Origin of the sequence: Candidatus Competibacter denitrificans Run_A_D11 (genome assembly GCF_001051235.1) — a bacterium.
Lineage (GTDB): Bacteria > Pseudomonadota > Gammaproteobacteria > Competibacterales > Competibacteraceae > Competibacter_A > Competibacter_A denitrificans.
Window position 1 is genome coordinate 103,953 of the sequence record NZ_CBTJ020000111.1, and the last position, 14,884, is coordinate 118,836.

The window sequence follows — 14,884 nt, forward strand, 5'->3', positions numbered from 1 at the left end:
AAGCGCTCCGTAGCGATAGGGCGATCACGGGTTAGACCACAGTTCGGGATGGCCTATGGCGAAACCTTGCCCGTAGTTGACGCCAATTTGTTGGAGAATATGGACAATATCGGGAGTTTCCACGTACTCGCCCACCGTTTTGATCTCCATCAGGTGGCCGAGACGGTTGATCATTTCCACCATCGCCCGATCAATGGGGTCACGCTCGATGTCCTTGATCAGCTTGCCGTCGATTTTTAAGTAATCGACAGGCAAGTGCTTGAGATAGAGAAATGACGACATGCCAGCGCCGAAATCATCCAGAGCGAATGAGCAACCCAGGGCACGCATCTCGTTGATAAAGCGCACGACTTCCGGTAAATGGGTCACGGCTTGGGTCTCAGTGATCTCAAAGCACACTTGCCGGTAAGCAACCTGATGGCGTACAAAGATTTGTTTGATTTCGTTAAGAAAATGTGGATCGTTCAGCGAGGAACCGGAGAGGTTGATGGCAAAGAGCGTGTGCGGCTGGGAGGTTCCCGCTTTTAAGCGGTGGGCGATCAGAGTCAGGGCATGTTCGACCACCCAGCGATCAATCAGCGCCATCATCCCAAAGCGCTCGGCGGCGGGAATGAAAACGCCCGGTGGCACCAGGGTGCCGTCCTCATCCCGCAAGCGGATTAGCAACTCGTAATGTGAGTACGCTAGTTCGCTGGTTTGCAGCGCCCCGACCGGTTGCGCGTACAAGCAAAAACGGTTTTCTTGCAATGCGGATTGTAAGCGCTGTACCCAAGCCATTTCCCCATAGCGGGCGAGCAGATGCGGGTCGTCAGCCTGGTAAATCTCAACGCGGTTGCGACCCTGATCCTTAGCCTTATAGCAGGCCATATCAGCGGCGGTTAACACCGTGGCCAGCGTGTTTTGGGAGTGATCCAAATGCACCAGACCGATGCTGGCGCCAAGCCCAAAGCGGCGCATGCCCCAGTTAAAATTCACCTGGCTAATCGCCTGGCGGATGATTTCCGCTTTCTCCTTGCCCGCTTCGAGGGGACAGTTCAGCAGCAGCAGCCCGAATTCATCGCCCCCCAGCCGTGCCAAGCTATCGTGGTGGCGTACATGTGCCAGCATCGCCTGAGTCACCAACCGCAATACCTGATCGCCCGCCGCATGGCCGCAGGTATCGTTAATGATCTTGAATTGATCGAGATCAATGAACATCAAGACGTGCTGATGGTTATCTTGAACTCGCAAACCTTGGGAGTCGCTACGCTGTTGCAGGGTATCGAGAGCGTGTTGTAGCCGCGACTCAAATTCGCGTCGGTTGATCAGTTGGGTGAGGGGGTCATAGGCGGCAAGCCAGGAGAGATGATCAATCAGCTGTTGTTCGCGCGTGGTGTCGTGCAGCACCAGGACGACGCCATGAGTACCATCGCCATCCTGTATCGGCGAGGCCACCCATGAGACGGGCACTGAAGTTCCGTCCGGCCGCGCCACTACATAACCGATTTCGCTTTTTAACCAAGCGGCGTTACCGCTTAGTAAATCGGCGGTCAATGAGGAGCGCTCCACTCCGCTGTCTTTCTCGATCAGATGAACGAGTTCTGGCAGCGAGGTGCGGGGTTGATGAGGGACTTCCTCTGGCGAAAAATCTTGTTGAGTGAGAAATTGAGCCACTGGGTTCATGTAGGTGACTCGACCTTGCTCATCGGTGCTGATCACCGCTTCGCCCAGGCAAGCCAGCGTCACAGCGGCGCGTTTCCGTTCAGCGGCCAGGGTCTGTTCCATGCGTCGCCGTTCCCGCAAAACGCGGAATGTACTCCAAACGATGGCATTCAGTAGGAAAAACCCCAATATCACCTCAGTGAGCACTAGCCCCCGATAAATTTGATTGGTGGTTTGATCGAGTTTTAGGGCGAACTCAAGCGCTTTGGGTTCTAGCTGTCGGTCGATCTCATCAATTTCGGCAGAGATAGCGGTGAGCCGTTCTGGTGCCTGACGGTTGTGGGCATAATAGTCCACCAGTTCAGTACGCAAGGGTTCGATTCGGCTTATGGTGTCATCGGCCTCTGCCCATAAACTGAAGATTTGGCGGAAGAAGTCAATGCTACGGAAATAGTGAAACATCCACAGACCCCTATAGATGTTCCTATGCGGCAGGCCGGTCTGACTAATTTCATCGAAAACGGTTTGCTCCTGATAAGGGTCGCTGAGAAGTACTACACGCGCATCGCGGAAGTGGCGGTAAATGCGCATCGCAGCATCGTGCCGCTGCAACGCGAGCGGATCGCCCGTCTGTGCGTAACGCAATAATTGTAGCGAAGCACTTTTTCGGCTCTTTACCCACAAATTCTCGCCATAGCTGTAACTGTGTAATGCCATGATTGATTCGATGCTGATAATGCCTAACACCATCATCAGTAGCAGGCCAAGAACAAAGGGCCAGGTGACTTTGAAGAGTTCAGGCCCTAGAGCAGCGGTGGGTTTATTGGGTTTGAGCATGAAGAGCTTACGAGGGAACGGGTGAGGAGGGAGTCTGCCTCACCCGGGTGTTCTGAGACAACAGAGGAAAATTAGAAGCCGTACAACGCCTTATATTCCGCATCACGGCTGGCGATCAACTGCGCCAGATTGAGCACCACCTTGCACTGTTTCCAGGTGGCATCATCCTGCATTTTGCCGTCGATCATCACCGCGCCGCTGCCATCCGGCATGGCTTCCACCACGCGCTTGGCCCAGGCGACTTCTTCCGCTTTCGGGCTGAACACCCGCTTGGCGATCGCGATTTGATTGGGGTGCAGGGTCCAGGTGCCGACGCAGCCCATCAGATAAGCGTTGCGGAACTGGTCCTCACAGGCCGTCAGGTCGGCGATGTCGCCGAACGGGCCGTAAAAGGCCAGCGCGCCGACGCTGGTGCAGGCATCCACCATCTTGCCGATGGTGTAGTGCCACAGATCCTGCTGGGCGGTAGGGCGGGGGGCGTCGGGATTCTTCGGGTCGGGATCGGTGCGCACCAGATAATCGGGATGACCGCCGCCGACGCGGGTGGTCTTCATCCGCCGGGAAGCGGCGAGGTCGGCCGGGCCGAGGCTCATGCCCTGCATCCGGGGGCTGGCGTTGGCGATGTCATCGACATTGGCCACGCCGAGCGCGGTTTCCAAAATCGCGTGCAGCATCAACGGCTTCTTGACGTTGTACTTGGCTTCCAACTGGGCCAGCAGTTGATCGGCGAAGTAAATATCCCACGGCCCCTGCACCTTGGGCAGCATGATGACATCCAGCTTATTGCCGATTTCACCGACCAACCGGATCAGATCGTCCAGAAACCACGGGCTGTCGAGGCTGTTGACCCGCGTCCACAATTGGGTATCGCCGAAATTGACGTTCTTGCCAATTTTGACCAAGCCTTCGCGGGCGGCTTCCTTGCGATCAATCGGCACGGCGTCTTCCAGATTGCCGAGCATGATGTCCACGTTTTTGGCGATGTCGGGCACCTTGACCGCCATCTTTTCATTACTGGGATCAAAAAAGTGAATCATCCGCGAGGGTCGTACCGGAATTTCGCGCAGCGGTTCGGGTGCGCCGACGACCTTGGCTTTAAAAAAGTCGCGGGGACTACGCATAGGTTTTCTCCTTTGGTTAAATCGTAATCAGGTTAGGGAATGAGCTGACAAGCTCGCTACGGTCGAGTGCGCCCGTATTTTTGTGGAACAGCATGTTCCCATGTTTATCGCAAATCCAAAATTCTCTAGCGCCACGGGCGAAATATAATTCTTTTTTTTCGTCCATTTCGGTGAGCGTATTGGAAGGCGACAGGATTTCCACGCAGAGTTCCGGCGCTTCCTGAAAGGGGGTTGTACCGCGATTTCGGCGCATGAAGTCGTCTGAGGCCCAGGCTACATCAGCCACTTTGACTCCTTCATGCGTCTGAACCGAGCATTCGCTGATGACCGTGCCCGTCGCCAGCAACCGACTCAGCAGCGCCACGATTTTGGCCTGGTACATCCCGTGTTCGTTGGTGGCCGGACTCATCACGATGTGGCCCCATTTGTCGGTTTGGATCTTGAAGGGAAGATCCTTGAGAACGGGATCGTTACAGATTTCAGCCCAACTCACCGGTTTTCCCCCTGCTGTCGAGGTTGGCTATCGCTCTTTTCAGCCCTCGTACTTCTTGAGCAGCATTTGCGCCGCCACCGTGGGCGGGATGTGGCCTTGCAGCACGCCATTCTCCACTTCGGCGCGAATGCCACCGACGCCTTTGTGATTGAAGAAGCTGGCGCGCAAATGCTCCTCGACCATGGAGTATACCCAATCCAGCGTTTGCCGTTGCCGCCGCTTGTCGAACACGCCACTTTCGGTGACCTGTTGGCGGAACTCGCTGATCACTTTCCAGATGGCGTCGATCCCTTCGCCGGTTAGCGCCGAGCAGGTATAGGCTTTGGTGTACCAGCCCTCGGTGGCGGGGGCGAGGTAATGCAGCGCCCGGTTGTAATCGGCGCGGGCGGCATTGGCCTTGATCTTGTTATCGCCGTCGGCCTTGTTGACCAACAGGGAATCGGCCAATTCCATGATGCCCTTCTTGATGCCCTGCAATTCGTCACCGGCTCCGGCGATCATCAGCAGCAGGAAGAAATCGACCATTGAGCGGACGGTGGTTTCGCTCTGACCGACGCCGACGGTTTCCACCAGAATCACATCGAACCCGGCAGCCTCGCAGACCAGGATGGTCTCCCGGCTCTTTCGGGTCACACCGCCCAGGGTGCCGCTGGAGGGTGAGGGGCGGATAAAAGCCCGCAAATCCCGCGAGAGCAGTTCCATCCGGGTTTTATCACCGAGGATGCTGCCACGGGTGACCGTGCTGCTGGGATCGACCGCCAGCACCGCGACTTTGTGGCCCTGTTCGCACAGGTGCAGGCCAAGGGCTTCGATGAAGGTGCTTTTGCCCGCGCCGGGCACACCGGTGATGCCGATGCGGATCGACTTGCCGGTGTGGGGCAGCAGTTGCCGCAGCACGTTCTGGCCCATCTCGAAGTGGCTGTGGGCGTTGCTTTCCACCAGGGTGATGGCCTGGCCCAGCACGTTGCGGTCGCCCGCCAACACCCCTGCGACATATTCATCCACCGTCAGGCGGCGACGGCGCGGGGTGTGCGGGCGTGGCACCGCCACGCTGGCCTGGCCAGGAATACCATCATGGCCGCCCTCCACGCCATCCATGACCGAGGTGGTGAATTCTTTACCGGCATTTTCAGGAACCCAGTCGGGTTTATGGTGTTTTTTGGTCATGGCGCTAATCTTGAGTTGGATTGTTCAAATGCTGGTTTAATCGGTATTGTTGAATTTTGTGATTTTAATTGAGGATCATCTTGTCGCTCGTAGTACGCTTCCGATATTTCTGCGAAGGCTTTTTCGCATCTAAAAAACGCATCGACGATATCTGGGTCGAAATGTATTCCCTGTTCTTTCATAAAGACGCGGCAACAGATTTCGTGTGATACCTTTTTTTTATAATAGGACTCAGTTCTTAGCGCATCATAAACATCAGCAACTGCCATGATTCGTGCTGATAATGGGATTTTATTTCCCTTCAACCCCCTGGGGTAACCTTCTCCATTCCACTTCTCATGATGGCTAAAGGTGATCTGGATAGCTATCCTAAGAAAAGACTGAAAACCAAGTTTTTTTTCTGCTGTCCTAAGAATATCTGCTCCATACTCACAGTGAAGTTTGATAATTTCAAATTCTTCGCTAGTCAGTTTTCCGGGTTTGCTTAGTATTGAGTCAGGTACACGTATTTTTCCAATATCATGGAGTGGTGCTGATTTTACAATATCCTTAATGTAGCGCTCAGTAAGATAACCTTTGTATTCAGGTAATTTCTGAAGTTCTCTTGCCAATAAGCTAACGTAATTTGAAGTTCTTTCTATATGGTGGCTAGTTTCTGGATGCTTAATTTCAGCTAAATAGGCGAGTGTAAAAATAGCTGCATCTTCAGTTTTATTTAGTTGCTCATTTCGTTCGATAATGCTTTGGTGTTTTTTTTGTATTGAGGAAAATAGCTTGATTTGTAACGTTATATCAAGAAATACAAAGATAGATCCAAATAGAAATATGATTGCGACTAATAAATCACTCATAATCGATCTATCATTTAATAATAAAAAAAATATAACGAAATAGCCTATGCAAAAAAAGCAAATAAGTAAATGATGGACCCTGGATGCTTTATTGAGCAGAGGTTCTTTTTTTTCTAAAAGATTATTTGTTAATAGATAGATAGAACGATATTTTAAAATGTTATAAATCATTAACACTGCGCTTACCGCAATGAGCGACAATGTTAATGATTTATAAGATAACATACTGAAATCCTAGAGGGTGAAGGGTAGGGCGGCGCCTTGCATATGCGAGGTCGCATAATTTTGGTGGGTTAAGTTGCGTTAATCCACCCTACGGGTGAATCACACTGGGCTTATGGTGCCCAGTCGCTGCGAGAATAGCGCCAAAATCAAGACCGTGGGTAAATACAATATAGTTATGCTCTCCAGCCCAAGCAAAAATAGCCTTATCCAGTGCCTTGGGTTCCCCAACCATCGACCAGTGGATTGCCTCGAAGCCCTGTGCTTGTAAAATGGCTTCCCAAGCAGGCGATAAATTCATTTCAATCAATAGTTTCATCCGGTAGTCAGAAGGACTTCGATTTCTTGGGATCGCCAAGCGGCGTAAGACAGCGCTGCTCGAATGTCTTCTAGCTCAAGGTATGGATAAGACTGAATAATCTGTTGATCCGAATAACTGGATGCTACTAAACCGACGATGGTTCCCACAGTAAGACGTAAGCCTTGAATGCAGGGCTTTCCGCCCATGGCTTGCGAGTTGGTGGTAATTCGGGATATGAGAGTCATAAATATATCTCACAGATTTGTAGGGTGGGTATTGGCCACCCTGCTGGATCGCCTACGTGTTATGTGTTAATTCGGTTACATTTTGCATTTCATAATTTTCAATTAGTACACCCAGTATTTCCATCATGGATGGCCAAAGGATGCGCCTCATCTTCACCAACTTCGTCAACCAAATTATCCAAGAGGCGAACAAGCTGATCGTATTCTTTTTCGTTATGAGGGACATAGATCAAATTTGCCAGAGGAATCCACGCTTGTTCGGTTTGTTTTGCATTGAGAGTTGGTATTATTTAATTTCTCCATCTGTTTTGATCATATTCGGCATGAGTGAGAATAGCCCTGATGTAAATTTTTCTCCTGTTATAGTGAACAGCAGCGATGAGTCTGACCTTCCGGCGGGTTACGCTGCGCTAACCTGCCCTACAGACTGTTTATCGGCGGTTTGTTTTCTGATTTTTGCTCCTGCACTCGAATTGGCGAGTGAAAGACAAACTTTCCTTAATTGATTGACTGTTTTTAAGCGATTAGTAATCGCCTCTTTACTCATATCAATCTTCATTAATTAATCCTGTTAAGTACTTAATATCATCTTCATCCTGACCACTTCTTCTCAATAATTTCAGTTCAATCAAGCCTTTTGGAGATACAACTTTTAATGCTCCCCCCTCCCATTCAACAGTTATTCGACTGTCCCATGATAGTCTGGTCTCGGGCGTGACAATCAATAAATCTAGTGATAGATGTGCTCCGAGTTCATCATCAAATTTCGTCATTCGATGAATCTGAATAGCGCCTTCTTTGAATTTCATCGGAATGGCATGAATAACAAATCCAAGTGCTTCCACTTTTTTCTTGATTTCGTCAAGAAAGTCAGGCTGCACCATAATATCAATATCAAGCGTAGCCCTTGGTTTCGCGTATACAGCTAGCGCTAAACCACCGCATAGCGCATAATCTATCTCACTTTCATTAAAAGCTCTGATTATGTTAGCTAATTCAACTAGCAAATTCATATCAAGACATCAGTCCGTAACCCACCGATTTCGTCATCATTCAATTCCGGCGGTTTATGCTGCACTAATCCGCCCCACATGCTCAACTTTGCCCAATCTAACACGGCTGGCAGCTTTCAGAAGACTGTCAATATGTGGGGCAAGGTCGGCAATTCGATTAGAGCGGGCGCATAAGACTACAACACCAAAAGGCAATACTTTAATGTTTTGTTGGAATTCTAAATTACGATCCAGTGTGACAAATACTTCACAAACATTGGCTGCGCGACGAAGCAAATCACCATTTTTGACGCCAGACCAGCCCAAACTGTGAACATAAAGAACAGTCATTTTATCCGCAACGCACAGCTTAACGAAATCAAGCGGGAAATTCTCGTCAAGTAGAATGCGCATCTGCCGTAACCGCTTCATAAGCGGCATCTAGTACCGCGATAGCCTGCTCACGCTTAACCGAAGGGAATTGGTGAAGAAATTCCTCTAAAGAGTCTCCACCTTCCAAATAGTCAAATAGCGAACGAACTGGAATACGGGTACCTACGAATACGGGTACGCCACTCAGTATTTCAGGGTGACGGTGAGTAATACCGCTTAAGGTGGTCATAAATCTCGCCCCATTCTGATATTGTGGAATCTTTCAATTCCGACTGGTTACGCTAAGCTAACCCGCCCTACGCGCTACTACGCGCTTCATTAATTCTGGCTACGGGCTATGGGTCATTTTGCAAAGTCACGACCATAAATAAGGCAATTTCTCCTGATTGCCTGCGCCAATATTTGAGCAGCATTTGAATTAGATACTACACCAATGAGTAACTGTGTTTTTAATTCTGCTAATATTGCCTGCCTTATAGTATAAGAGGACGGCTTAAGATGATCGAAATTTGATGCCTCTTCATACCAATCTTTCAATGGGGTGCGATTCATCTCTTGCACACAAGCTTGGACTTGCTCTGGACTCGGTGGCTTTTTTCTAACCTCTTCCTCTTTTTCTTGTTTAGATAATTCAGCACCTGAAGAAATTAATTTTTTTAAAATTTCTTTCGATACTGTACTTGCATTATCTTCTTGGGCTTTTTCTTCAGCAACCTTACGTAAGGACTGCTTAAATGAAGCGCCAACACCTCGTATTTCAGTCTCAAAATTTGGATCAGCTCCATCCTTGAGTAAAGCATCTAATAGAGCTTGATTTTCGTTTATGGTAGCCCAGAACAAAAATCTATTTTCTTGAGGGCCTGTGGTACGACGAGCAAAGTAAATATAATTAATATCTAAACCATATTTACGAAGTAACTCCAGGACTTCAACTACATTAGTTGTATTTTTAGAGAGATGGATCGGCAATTGCCTATCATCTGCATTTGCATGTGGATTTATTCCGGCTCGCATATATAAATCAATTGCTTTAATATCACCAACTCTTACCGCATTGAAAAATTTTTCTTGATCTATAAAAATATTATCCGATTTATTTTTAGCCCATAAATCGATAGCGGCAGAAAGGACTATTATAGATAAACAAAATCCCATAGTATAATTTATAATCTTAATAAAGATTTTGAATGTTTGTTCTTGAGATAAAGTGCCGAAAATTCCTGCTTCAGCACCTTTTACTATAAGGATGCGGATAATTATTAAAAAGACGAGAACTACAAGCCCACTTAATCCAGCATTTTGTGCGATATTTTTAAAAAGCTCTAAGCTCATATAAAGCAAACACCTTTACTAAGATAGGATTTTTATTGTTGATGGGGCTAGGATTTAATTCGCCAACCCCATCACTCTCACCTCACCCTCACGCCGCCAGACGCTCGTTCAACTCCACCAGCACCTTCTGCGCGGCGACCGGAATCACCGTGCCGGGGCCGAAGATCGCAGCCGCACCGTTGGCCTTGAGGTACTCGTAATCCTGGGCGGGAATGACGCCGCCGATGACCACCATGATGTCCTCGCGGCCCAGCTTCTTCAGTTCGCCGACCAGTTGCGGCAGCAGCGTCTTGTGACCGGCGGCCAGCGAGCTCATGCCGACCACATGCACGTCGTTTTCCACCGCTTGGCGGGCGACTTCCTCCGGCGTCTGGAACAGCGCGCCGATGTCCACGTCGAAGCCCAAATCGGCGAACGCAGTGGCGATGACCTTCGCGCCCCGGTCGTGGCCGTCCTGACCGAGCTTGGCGACCAGAATGCGCGGGCGACGACCTTCGTTCTTCTCGAAGTCGTCGGCCATCCGCCGCACCGTGGCGATTTCATCCGCTTCGCCAAACTCGCTGCTGTACACGCCAGAGATGGCGCGGATGACGGCCTTGTGCCGACCGAACACCTTTTCCATCGCGTCCGAGATTTCGCCCAATGAGGCGCGGGCGCGGGCCGCTTCCACCGCTTTTTCCAGCAGATTGCCAGAACCGGCGTTAGCGGCTTCGGTGATGGCGTTCAGACACGCCTTGACCTTGGCCTCGTCGCGGTTGTTGCGCAGCTTGTGCAGCCGTTGCACCTGCGCCTCGCGCACGGCGGTATTGTCGATGCTCAGGATGTCCAGCTTGTCTTCCTTGGTCATCCGGTACTTGTTGACGCCGACGATAGTTTCCTTGCCGGAGTCGATCTGCGCCTGCCGCCGCGCCGCCGCTTCCTCGATGCGCATCTTGGGCAGACCGGTTTCGATGGCCTTGGCCATGCCGCCCAGGCTTTCCACTTCCTGAATGTGGCCCCAAGCGCGTTTGATGAGTTCGTTGGTCAGCGCTTCGACGTAATACGAGCCGCCCCACGGGTCGAGCACCTTGCAAATCGCGGTTTCGTCTTGCAGATAAAGCTGGGTATTGCGAGCGATACGGGCCGAGAAATCGGTCGGCAGCGCAATCGCTTCGTCCAGCGCGTTGGTGTGCAACGACTGAGTGTGGCCCAGCGCCGCCGCCAGCGCCTCGATGCAGGTGCGGGCGACGTTGTTGAACGGGTCTTGCTCGGTCAGGCTCCAGCCGGAGGTCTGGCTGTGCGTGCGCAGCGCCATCGACTTGTCCATCTTCGGGTTGAACTGCTTGATGATCTTGGCCCACAGCAGCCGTCCGGCCCGCATCTTGGCCACTTCCATGAAGTAGTTCATGCCAATCGCCCAGAAGAACGACAGCCGGGGCGCGAAGGTATCGACATCCATCCCGGCCTTGATGCCGGTGCGGACGTATTCCAGCCCGTCGGCCAGGGTGTAGCCCAGTTCCAGATCGGCGGTCGCGCCCGCTTCCTGCATGTGATAGCCGGAAATCGAGATGCTGTTGAACTTCGGCATCTCCTTGGAGGTGTAGGAGAAAATATCGCCGATAATCCGAATCGACGGATCGGGCGGATAAATGTAGGTGTTGCGCACCATGTACTCTTTCAGAATGTCGTTCTGAATGGTGCCGGTCAGTTTCTCGTGCGAAACGCCCTGTTCCTCGGCGGCGACGATGTAGAAGGCCAACACCGGCAACACCGCGCCGTTCATGGTCATGGAGACGGACATCTGATCCAGCGGAATCCCGCCGAACAGGATTTCCATATCCAGCAGCGAATCAATCGCTACGCCCGCCTTGCCGACATCACCGACCACCCGCGGATGATCGGAGTCGTAGCCGCGATGGGTGGCTAGGTCGAAGGCGATGGACAAGCCCTTTTGGCCGGCGGCCAGATTGCGGCGATAAAAAGCGTTGGATTCCTCGGCGGTGGAGAAACCGGCGTATTGGCGCACCGTCCACGGCTGAGTCACGTACATGGCCGGATAAGGCCCGCGCAGGAACGGCGGCACCCCGGCGACATAGCCCAGATGCTTCAGGTCTTTGATGTCGTCGCGCGTATACAGCGGTTTGACATCGATCTGTTCCATCGTCGCCGACACCAGTTGCTCCAGCGTCTTGCCGGAAGTTTTTTCCACCGACGCTTTCCACTCGGCAAAACTGGGTTTGGGGAAATCCACCCCATAAGCCATCGAGGTGAAATCAGGTGACTTACTCATTGGGCAACCCCCATCTTCTTCTGCAAGGTAGTTAACAGGCTTTGGCAATTGGCGGCGAGATGGATGAAATCATCCACGCCAGCCGCCTTGAAGGCTTCGACATGCTCGGCGGGATAACCGGCCAGCAGCACCGTCACGTCCGGGTTGGCCTTCTTCAAGGTCTGCGCCAGCATCGGCACGATGTCGGGATAGGTGGCGTCGGTGGAACAGATCACCACCGCTTTGGCATTGGACGCCAGCGCCGCTTGCGCCGCCGCGTCCGGGGTATCGAAGCCGCTGGGATAAATGGTCTCGAAGCCGCCGACGCCGAGGAAGGCGGTGGTGAAATCGGCCCGACCCTTGTGCTGGGTCAGCGGCCCCATGGTGGCCAGGAACACTTGCGGCGGTTGGCCGGTGCGAGCGGCGAAGCTTTCCGTCACCTGCCGCAGCCGCTCGAAGGCTTGCGCGCCGCGTTCGGCACGGATGGAGTTGATAGTCGGACCAGGCTTGGCATTCGTGCGGGCGGCCTGCGCGATTTCGCCCAGCGTGGCGCCCGCCGCCGCCGCGCTAATCGCGGATTCCACCGTGTTCGCACCGCCCTTGGCGAGCGTGTCCAGTGCGGCTTGCTTGTTGCCGCTGGCCTTGGCGCGAACGGCTTTCAGCGCCTCTTTGCGCTCGTTCTGCACCGCCCACGCATCCACCGGCGCCGGTTCGATGCGGGTTTCCTTCATGTTGGGATACATGTTGGTGCCGACGAAAATATCCTTGCGCTTGGCGATGTTCGCCGCCCGTTTGGAGGCGGTGTCGGCCACCTGATTTTGCGGCCAGCCCGCTTCCAGCGCTTTGGCCATGCCGCCCTGTTTCTCGATCTCCTGGAAAATCCCCCAGGTCTTGCGGGCGACCGCATCGGTCAGATTTTCGACGTACCACGAGCCACCGGCCGGATCGACCGTCTTGGTGACATGGCTTTCCTCGCGCAGCACGGTGTGGGTGTTGCGGGCGACGCGGCGGGCGAACTCATCCGGCACCCGCAGCAGTTCATCGAACGGGGAAATGTGCAGGCTGTCGCAACCGCCGACCGCGCCGGAAAACGCCTCGGTGGTCGCCCGCAGCAGATTGACGTGCGGATCGTAAACGGTCTGGTTCCAGGCCGAGGTGCGGGCGTGCAGCCGCATCTTCTGCGATTCTTCGTTGCCGCCGAAGGCTTGAATAATCTTGGCCCACAGCACCCGCGCCGCCCGCAGCCTTGCGATTTCCATGAAGAAATTGGAGCCGATCGACAACGCAAAACGGAAGCGTGGCGCGGCATCATCAATGCTCAAACCACGGGCTTGCAGGGCGCGTAGATAATCGACCGCCGTCGCCAGCGCGAAGGCCAGTTCCTGGGTGGTGGTGGCCCCGCCGTTGTGGTAGGGATGGCCCTGCACGGTGATGGTGCGCAATTGTGGCGCGTTGCTTTTCGCCCAGGCGGCAAGCTGCGCCATCACCTCGTAAATGCCATCCAAGTCGCGCGGCAGACGCCCATCGCGGGCCAGTTGGCCCAGCGGGTCCATGCCAATCGCGCCCCGAACTTTATCCAGTGATTTACCTTGCTGTTTGACCAAGGCCGCCAACAGCGCGGTAAAGGTCAGGGCGCTGGTGCTGGCCTGAATGTAAATCGGGGTTTTTTCCAAATCGACGCCATCCAGCGCGGCGGCCAAATCGGCAACGCTGGAAATCGACAGCCCGCCCTTGCCTACATCATCGGCTTCCGCCTGATCGGCATCGACACCGGCCAGGGTGGGGCGGTCCAGCACGATGTTAACGGCGTTCTGGCCGCGCTCCAGATCGGCCTTCAAAGCCGCGTTAAAGGCGGCAGGCGTGCTGTAGGGCATTTCCTGCGCCACGTCCCAACTGCTGGCGGCATAACCCATCGGCGTCGCGCCGCGCAGATAGGGCGTGAAGCCGGGCAGGCCGTTCAGATGCGGCAAGCCTTCGATGTCTTCCTGTCGATACATCGGTTGCAGGTCGATGTCTTCATAGGTTTTGGTGATCAGCCGCTTCTCGAACGGCGCACCTTTAAGAATTTTATCGATGGCTTTGCGCCATTCTTCGTAGGGCGTTGGGGGAAATTCGTTGAACGTCGGGGTTGCCGCGTCCATGGATTGATTTGACATGCGTGTCCTCCAGTGGATCGAAACGCGAGGGGGGTTGACAGTACTGTAAAAGTATAACCGAAGATCAGCGCGATTCTGGGTCAGGAATAGCATTGAAAAGTACCAAGCCCAGTTGCAATCGGAAAGTGGGATGACATACTGAAACAGATTCAGTGAGTGCCTAACCCAAATCCACCATCAATCAGGAGACTCTTATGTCCGACAGACCCTTTAAAGTGCTTGGTATTCAACAAATTGCTATCGGTGGGCTGGATAAGACCAAGCTGAGCAGGTTGTGGGTGGATACCCTGGGCCTGACCATGACCGGTAATTTTCGCAGCGAGCGGGAAAATGTGGATGAGGATATCGCCGCCATCGGTTCTGGCCCGTTTAAGGTCGAAGTCGATCTGATGCAGCCGATTGATCCCGCCAAGGCTCCCAAAGTCCATGAGCCACAGCTCAATCATATCGGTTTGTGGATCAGCGACTTGAAAGCGGCGGTGGAATGGCTGACCACCAAGGGAATGCGCTTTACCCCAGGCGGAATCCGCAAGGGCGCTGCGGGCTATGATGTCTGCTTCCTGCATCCCAAGGGCAATGAGGCCACACCCCTGAGCGGTGAGGGTGTGCTGATCGAGCTGATTCAAGCGCCGCCGGAAGTCATTGAAGCGTTTGCTAAAGTGGCTGGTTAAGACGATGGGGCAGGGTGTTTTCGGCATTAGAAAGCACCTTGCCTTTTTGCCTTGAAGGCTGAAAGGATTATAGCGGTATTGGCCGCAGATGCATGGAATCCAGGGATGGTTTCAATTGTAGGAGTTACGCAGTTGAGGGTAATATGTAAAGTGGGTTAGTCAGATAGGTACGGATGGCGGGGCGGATGATGGCGAGTTTTGCTTCAAACCAACT

At 52.9% G+C, this 14,884-nt stretch carries 15 protein-coding genes and 2 pseudogenes; 1 reads left to right on the top strand and 16 read right to left on the bottom strand.

Going from position 1 to position 14,884, the window contains the following annotated elements:
• Positions 1 to 24 precede the first annotated feature (24 nt).
• The 16 genes and pseudogenes from BN873_RS17580 to BN873_RS17640 form a co-directional block, all read right to left on the bottom strand.
• Positions 25 to 2,478 (bottom strand): EAL domain-containing protein, encoded by a 2,454-nt coding sequence (locus BN873_RS17580; RefSeq protein WP_048676753.1) that lies wholly within the window; start codon positions 2,476 to 2,478, stop codon positions 25 to 27.
• A 71-nt stretch (positions 2,479 to 2,549) separates the two neighbouring features.
• Complete coding sequence (locus BN873_RS17585) at positions 2,550 to 3,599, bottom strand: HpcH/HpaI aldolase/citrate lyase family protein (RefSeq protein ID WP_048676755.1); 1,050 nt, start codon at positions 3,597 to 3,599, stop codon at positions 2,550 to 2,552.
• 16 nt (positions 3,600 to 3,615) lie between these two features.
• Positions 3,616 to 4,092 carry a Uma2 family endonuclease gene (locus BN873_RS17590; protein WP_048676757.1) on the bottom strand — a complete coding sequence of 159 codons (477 nt, stop codon included), beginning with the start codon at positions 4,090 to 4,092 and terminating at the stop codon, positions 3,616 to 3,618.
• A 39-nt stretch (positions 4,093 to 4,131) separates the two neighbouring features.
• Positions 4,132 to 5,259, bottom strand: coding sequence for a methylmalonyl Co-A mutase-associated GTPase MeaB (gene meaB, locus BN873_RS17595; protein ID WP_102047065.1), 1,128 nt, complete (start codon positions 5,257 to 5,259; stop codon positions 4,132 to 4,134).
• Positions 5,256 to 6,335, bottom strand: a complete 1,080-nt coding sequence (locus BN873_RS17600) for an HD-GYP domain-containing protein (protein ID WP_082161386.1) — start codon at positions 6,333 to 6,335, stop codon at positions 5,256 to 5,258. The genes meaB and BN873_RS17600 overlap by 4 nt, the downstream gene beginning before the upstream one ends.
• Positions 6,336 to 6,423: 88 nt before the next feature.
• Entirely contained in the window at positions 6,424 to 6,651 is a 228-nt protein-coding gene (locus BN873_RS17605) for a DUF5615 family PIN-like protein (RefSeq protein ID WP_053085444.1), read from the bottom strand.
• Positions 6,648 to 6,878, bottom strand: a complete 231-nt coding sequence (locus tag BN873_RS17610; RefSeq protein WP_048676761.1) for a DUF433 domain-containing protein — start codon at positions 6,876 to 6,878, stop codon at positions 6,648 to 6,650. The genes BN873_RS17605 and BN873_RS17610 overlap by 4 nt, the downstream gene beginning before the upstream one ends.
• A 52-nt stretch (positions 6,879 to 6,930) precedes the next feature.
• Positions 6,931 to 7,165, bottom strand: a pseudogene (locus BN873_RS21080) (hypothetical protein).
• A gap of 3 nt (positions 7,166 to 7,168) precedes the next feature.
• Positions 7,169 to 7,270: pseudogene (locus tag BN873_RS19775) on the bottom strand (type II toxin-antitoxin system HigB family toxin); the annotation flags it as partial.
• Between the two features lie 8 nt (positions 7,271 to 7,278).
• Positions 7,279 to 7,437 carry a hypothetical protein gene (locus BN873_RS20585; RefSeq protein WP_171820518.1) on the bottom strand — a complete coding sequence of 53 codons (159 nt, stop codon included), beginning with the start codon at positions 7,435 to 7,437 and terminating at the stop codon, positions 7,279 to 7,281.
• Positions 7,427 to 7,891: a nucleotidyltransferase family protein gene (locus BN873_RS17620; RefSeq protein ID WP_048676765.1), complete on the bottom strand. Its 465-nt coding sequence runs from the start codon at positions 7,889 to 7,891 to the stop codon at positions 7,427 to 7,429. The genes BN873_RS20585 and BN873_RS17620 overlap by 11 nt, the downstream gene beginning before the upstream one ends.
• Before the next feature lie 54 nt (positions 7,892 to 7,945).
• Positions 7,946 to 8,284 carry a DUF5615 family PIN-like protein gene (locus BN873_RS20205; protein ID WP_071244448.1) on the bottom strand — a complete coding sequence of 113 codons (339 nt, stop codon included), beginning with the start codon at positions 8,282 to 8,284 and terminating at the stop codon, positions 7,946 to 7,948.
• Entirely contained in the window at positions 8,268 to 8,492 is a 225-nt protein-coding gene (locus BN873_RS19780; RefSeq protein ID WP_082161387.1) for a DUF433 domain-containing protein, read from the bottom strand. Before BN873_RS19780 ends, BN873_RS20205 begins: the two co-directional genes overlap by 17 nt.
• Positions 8,493 to 8,605: 113 nt before the next feature.
• On the bottom strand, positions 8,606 to 9,595 hold the full coding sequence (locus BN873_RS17630) for an ankyrin repeat domain-containing protein (protein ID WP_048676769.1): 990 nt from the start codon (positions 9,593 to 9,595) through the stop codon (positions 8,606 to 8,608).
• Between the two features lie 88 nt (positions 9,596 to 9,683).
• The gene (scpA, locus tag BN873_RS17635) at positions 9,684 to 11,864 is read right to left on the bottom strand and encodes a methylmalonyl-CoA mutase (RefSeq protein ID WP_048676771.1); all 2,181 of its coding nucleotides are present in this window, start codon (positions 11,862 to 11,864) and stop codon (positions 9,684 to 9,686) included.
• A complete protein-coding gene (locus BN873_RS17640; RefSeq protein WP_048676773.1) occupies positions 11,861 to 13,999 on the bottom strand; it encodes a methylmalonyl-CoA mutase family protein in 2,139 nt (712 codons plus the stop codon). Before BN873_RS17640 ends, scpA begins: the two co-directional genes overlap by 4 nt.
• 194 nt (positions 14,000 to 14,193) lie before the next feature.
• On the opposite strand from BN873_RS17640, the gene BN873_RS17645 reads away from it, so the two are divergent.
• Positions 14,194 to 14,670 carry a VOC family protein gene (locus tag BN873_RS17645; RefSeq protein ID WP_048676775.1) on the top strand — a complete coding sequence of 159 codons (477 nt, stop codon included), beginning with the start codon at positions 14,194 to 14,196 and terminating at the stop codon, positions 14,668 to 14,670.
• Positions 14,671 to 14,884: the final 214 nt, after the last annotated feature.

Bases quoted from the DNA above. Each gene is read 5' to 3' on its own strand.
- BN873_RS17580 (WP_048676753.1), bottom strand. From the start codon at position 2,478: ATGCTCAAACCCAATAAACCCACCGCTGCTCTAGGGCCTGAACTCTTC.
- BN873_RS17585 (WP_048676755.1), bottom strand. From the start codon at position 3,599: ATGCGTAGTCCCCGCGACTTTTTTAAAGCCAAGGTCGTCGGCGCACCC.
- meaB (WP_102047065.1), bottom strand. From the start codon at position 5,259: ATGACCAAAAAACACCATAAACCCGACTGGGTTCCTGAAAATGCCGGT.
- BN873_RS17600 (WP_082161386.1), bottom strand. From the start codon at position 6,335: ATGTTATCTTATAAATCATTAACATTGTCGCTCATTGCGGTAAGCGCA.
- BN873_RS17605 (WP_053085444.1), bottom strand. From the start codon at position 6,651: ATGAAACTATTGATTGAAATGAATTTATCGCCTGCTTGGGAAGCCATT.
- BN873_RS17610 (WP_048676761.1), bottom strand. From the start codon at position 6,878: ATGACTCTCATATCCCGAATTACCACCAACTCGCAAGCCATGGGCGGA.
- BN873_RS20585 (WP_171820518.1), bottom strand. From the start codon at position 7,437: ATGAAGATTGATATGAGTAAAGAGGCGATTACTAATCGCTTAAAAACA.
- BN873_RS17620 (WP_048676765.1), bottom strand. From the start codon at position 7,891: ATGAATTTGCTAGTTGAATTAGCTAACATAATCAGAGCTTTTAATGAA.
- BN873_RS20205 (WP_071244448.1), bottom strand. From the start codon at position 8,284: ATGCGCATTCTACTTGACGAGAATTTCCCGCTTGATTTCGTTAAGCTG.
- BN873_RS19780 (WP_082161387.1), bottom strand. From the start codon at position 8,492: ATGACCACCTTAAGCGGTATTACTCACCGTCACCCTGAAATACTGAGT.
- BN873_RS17630 (WP_048676769.1), bottom strand. From the start codon at position 9,595: ATGAGCTTAGAGCTTTTTAAAAATATCGCACAAAATGCTGGATTAAGT.
- scpA (WP_048676771.1), bottom strand. From the start codon at position 11,864: ATGAGTAAGTCACCTGATTTCACCTCGATGGCTTATGGGGTGGATTTC.
- BN873_RS17640 (WP_048676773.1), bottom strand. From the start codon at position 13,999: ATGTCAAATCAATCCATGGACGCGGCAACCCCGACGTTCAACGAATTT.
- BN873_RS17645 (WP_048676775.1), top strand. From the start codon at position 14,194: ATGTCCGACAGACCCTTTAAAGTGCTTGGTATTCAACAAATTGCTATC.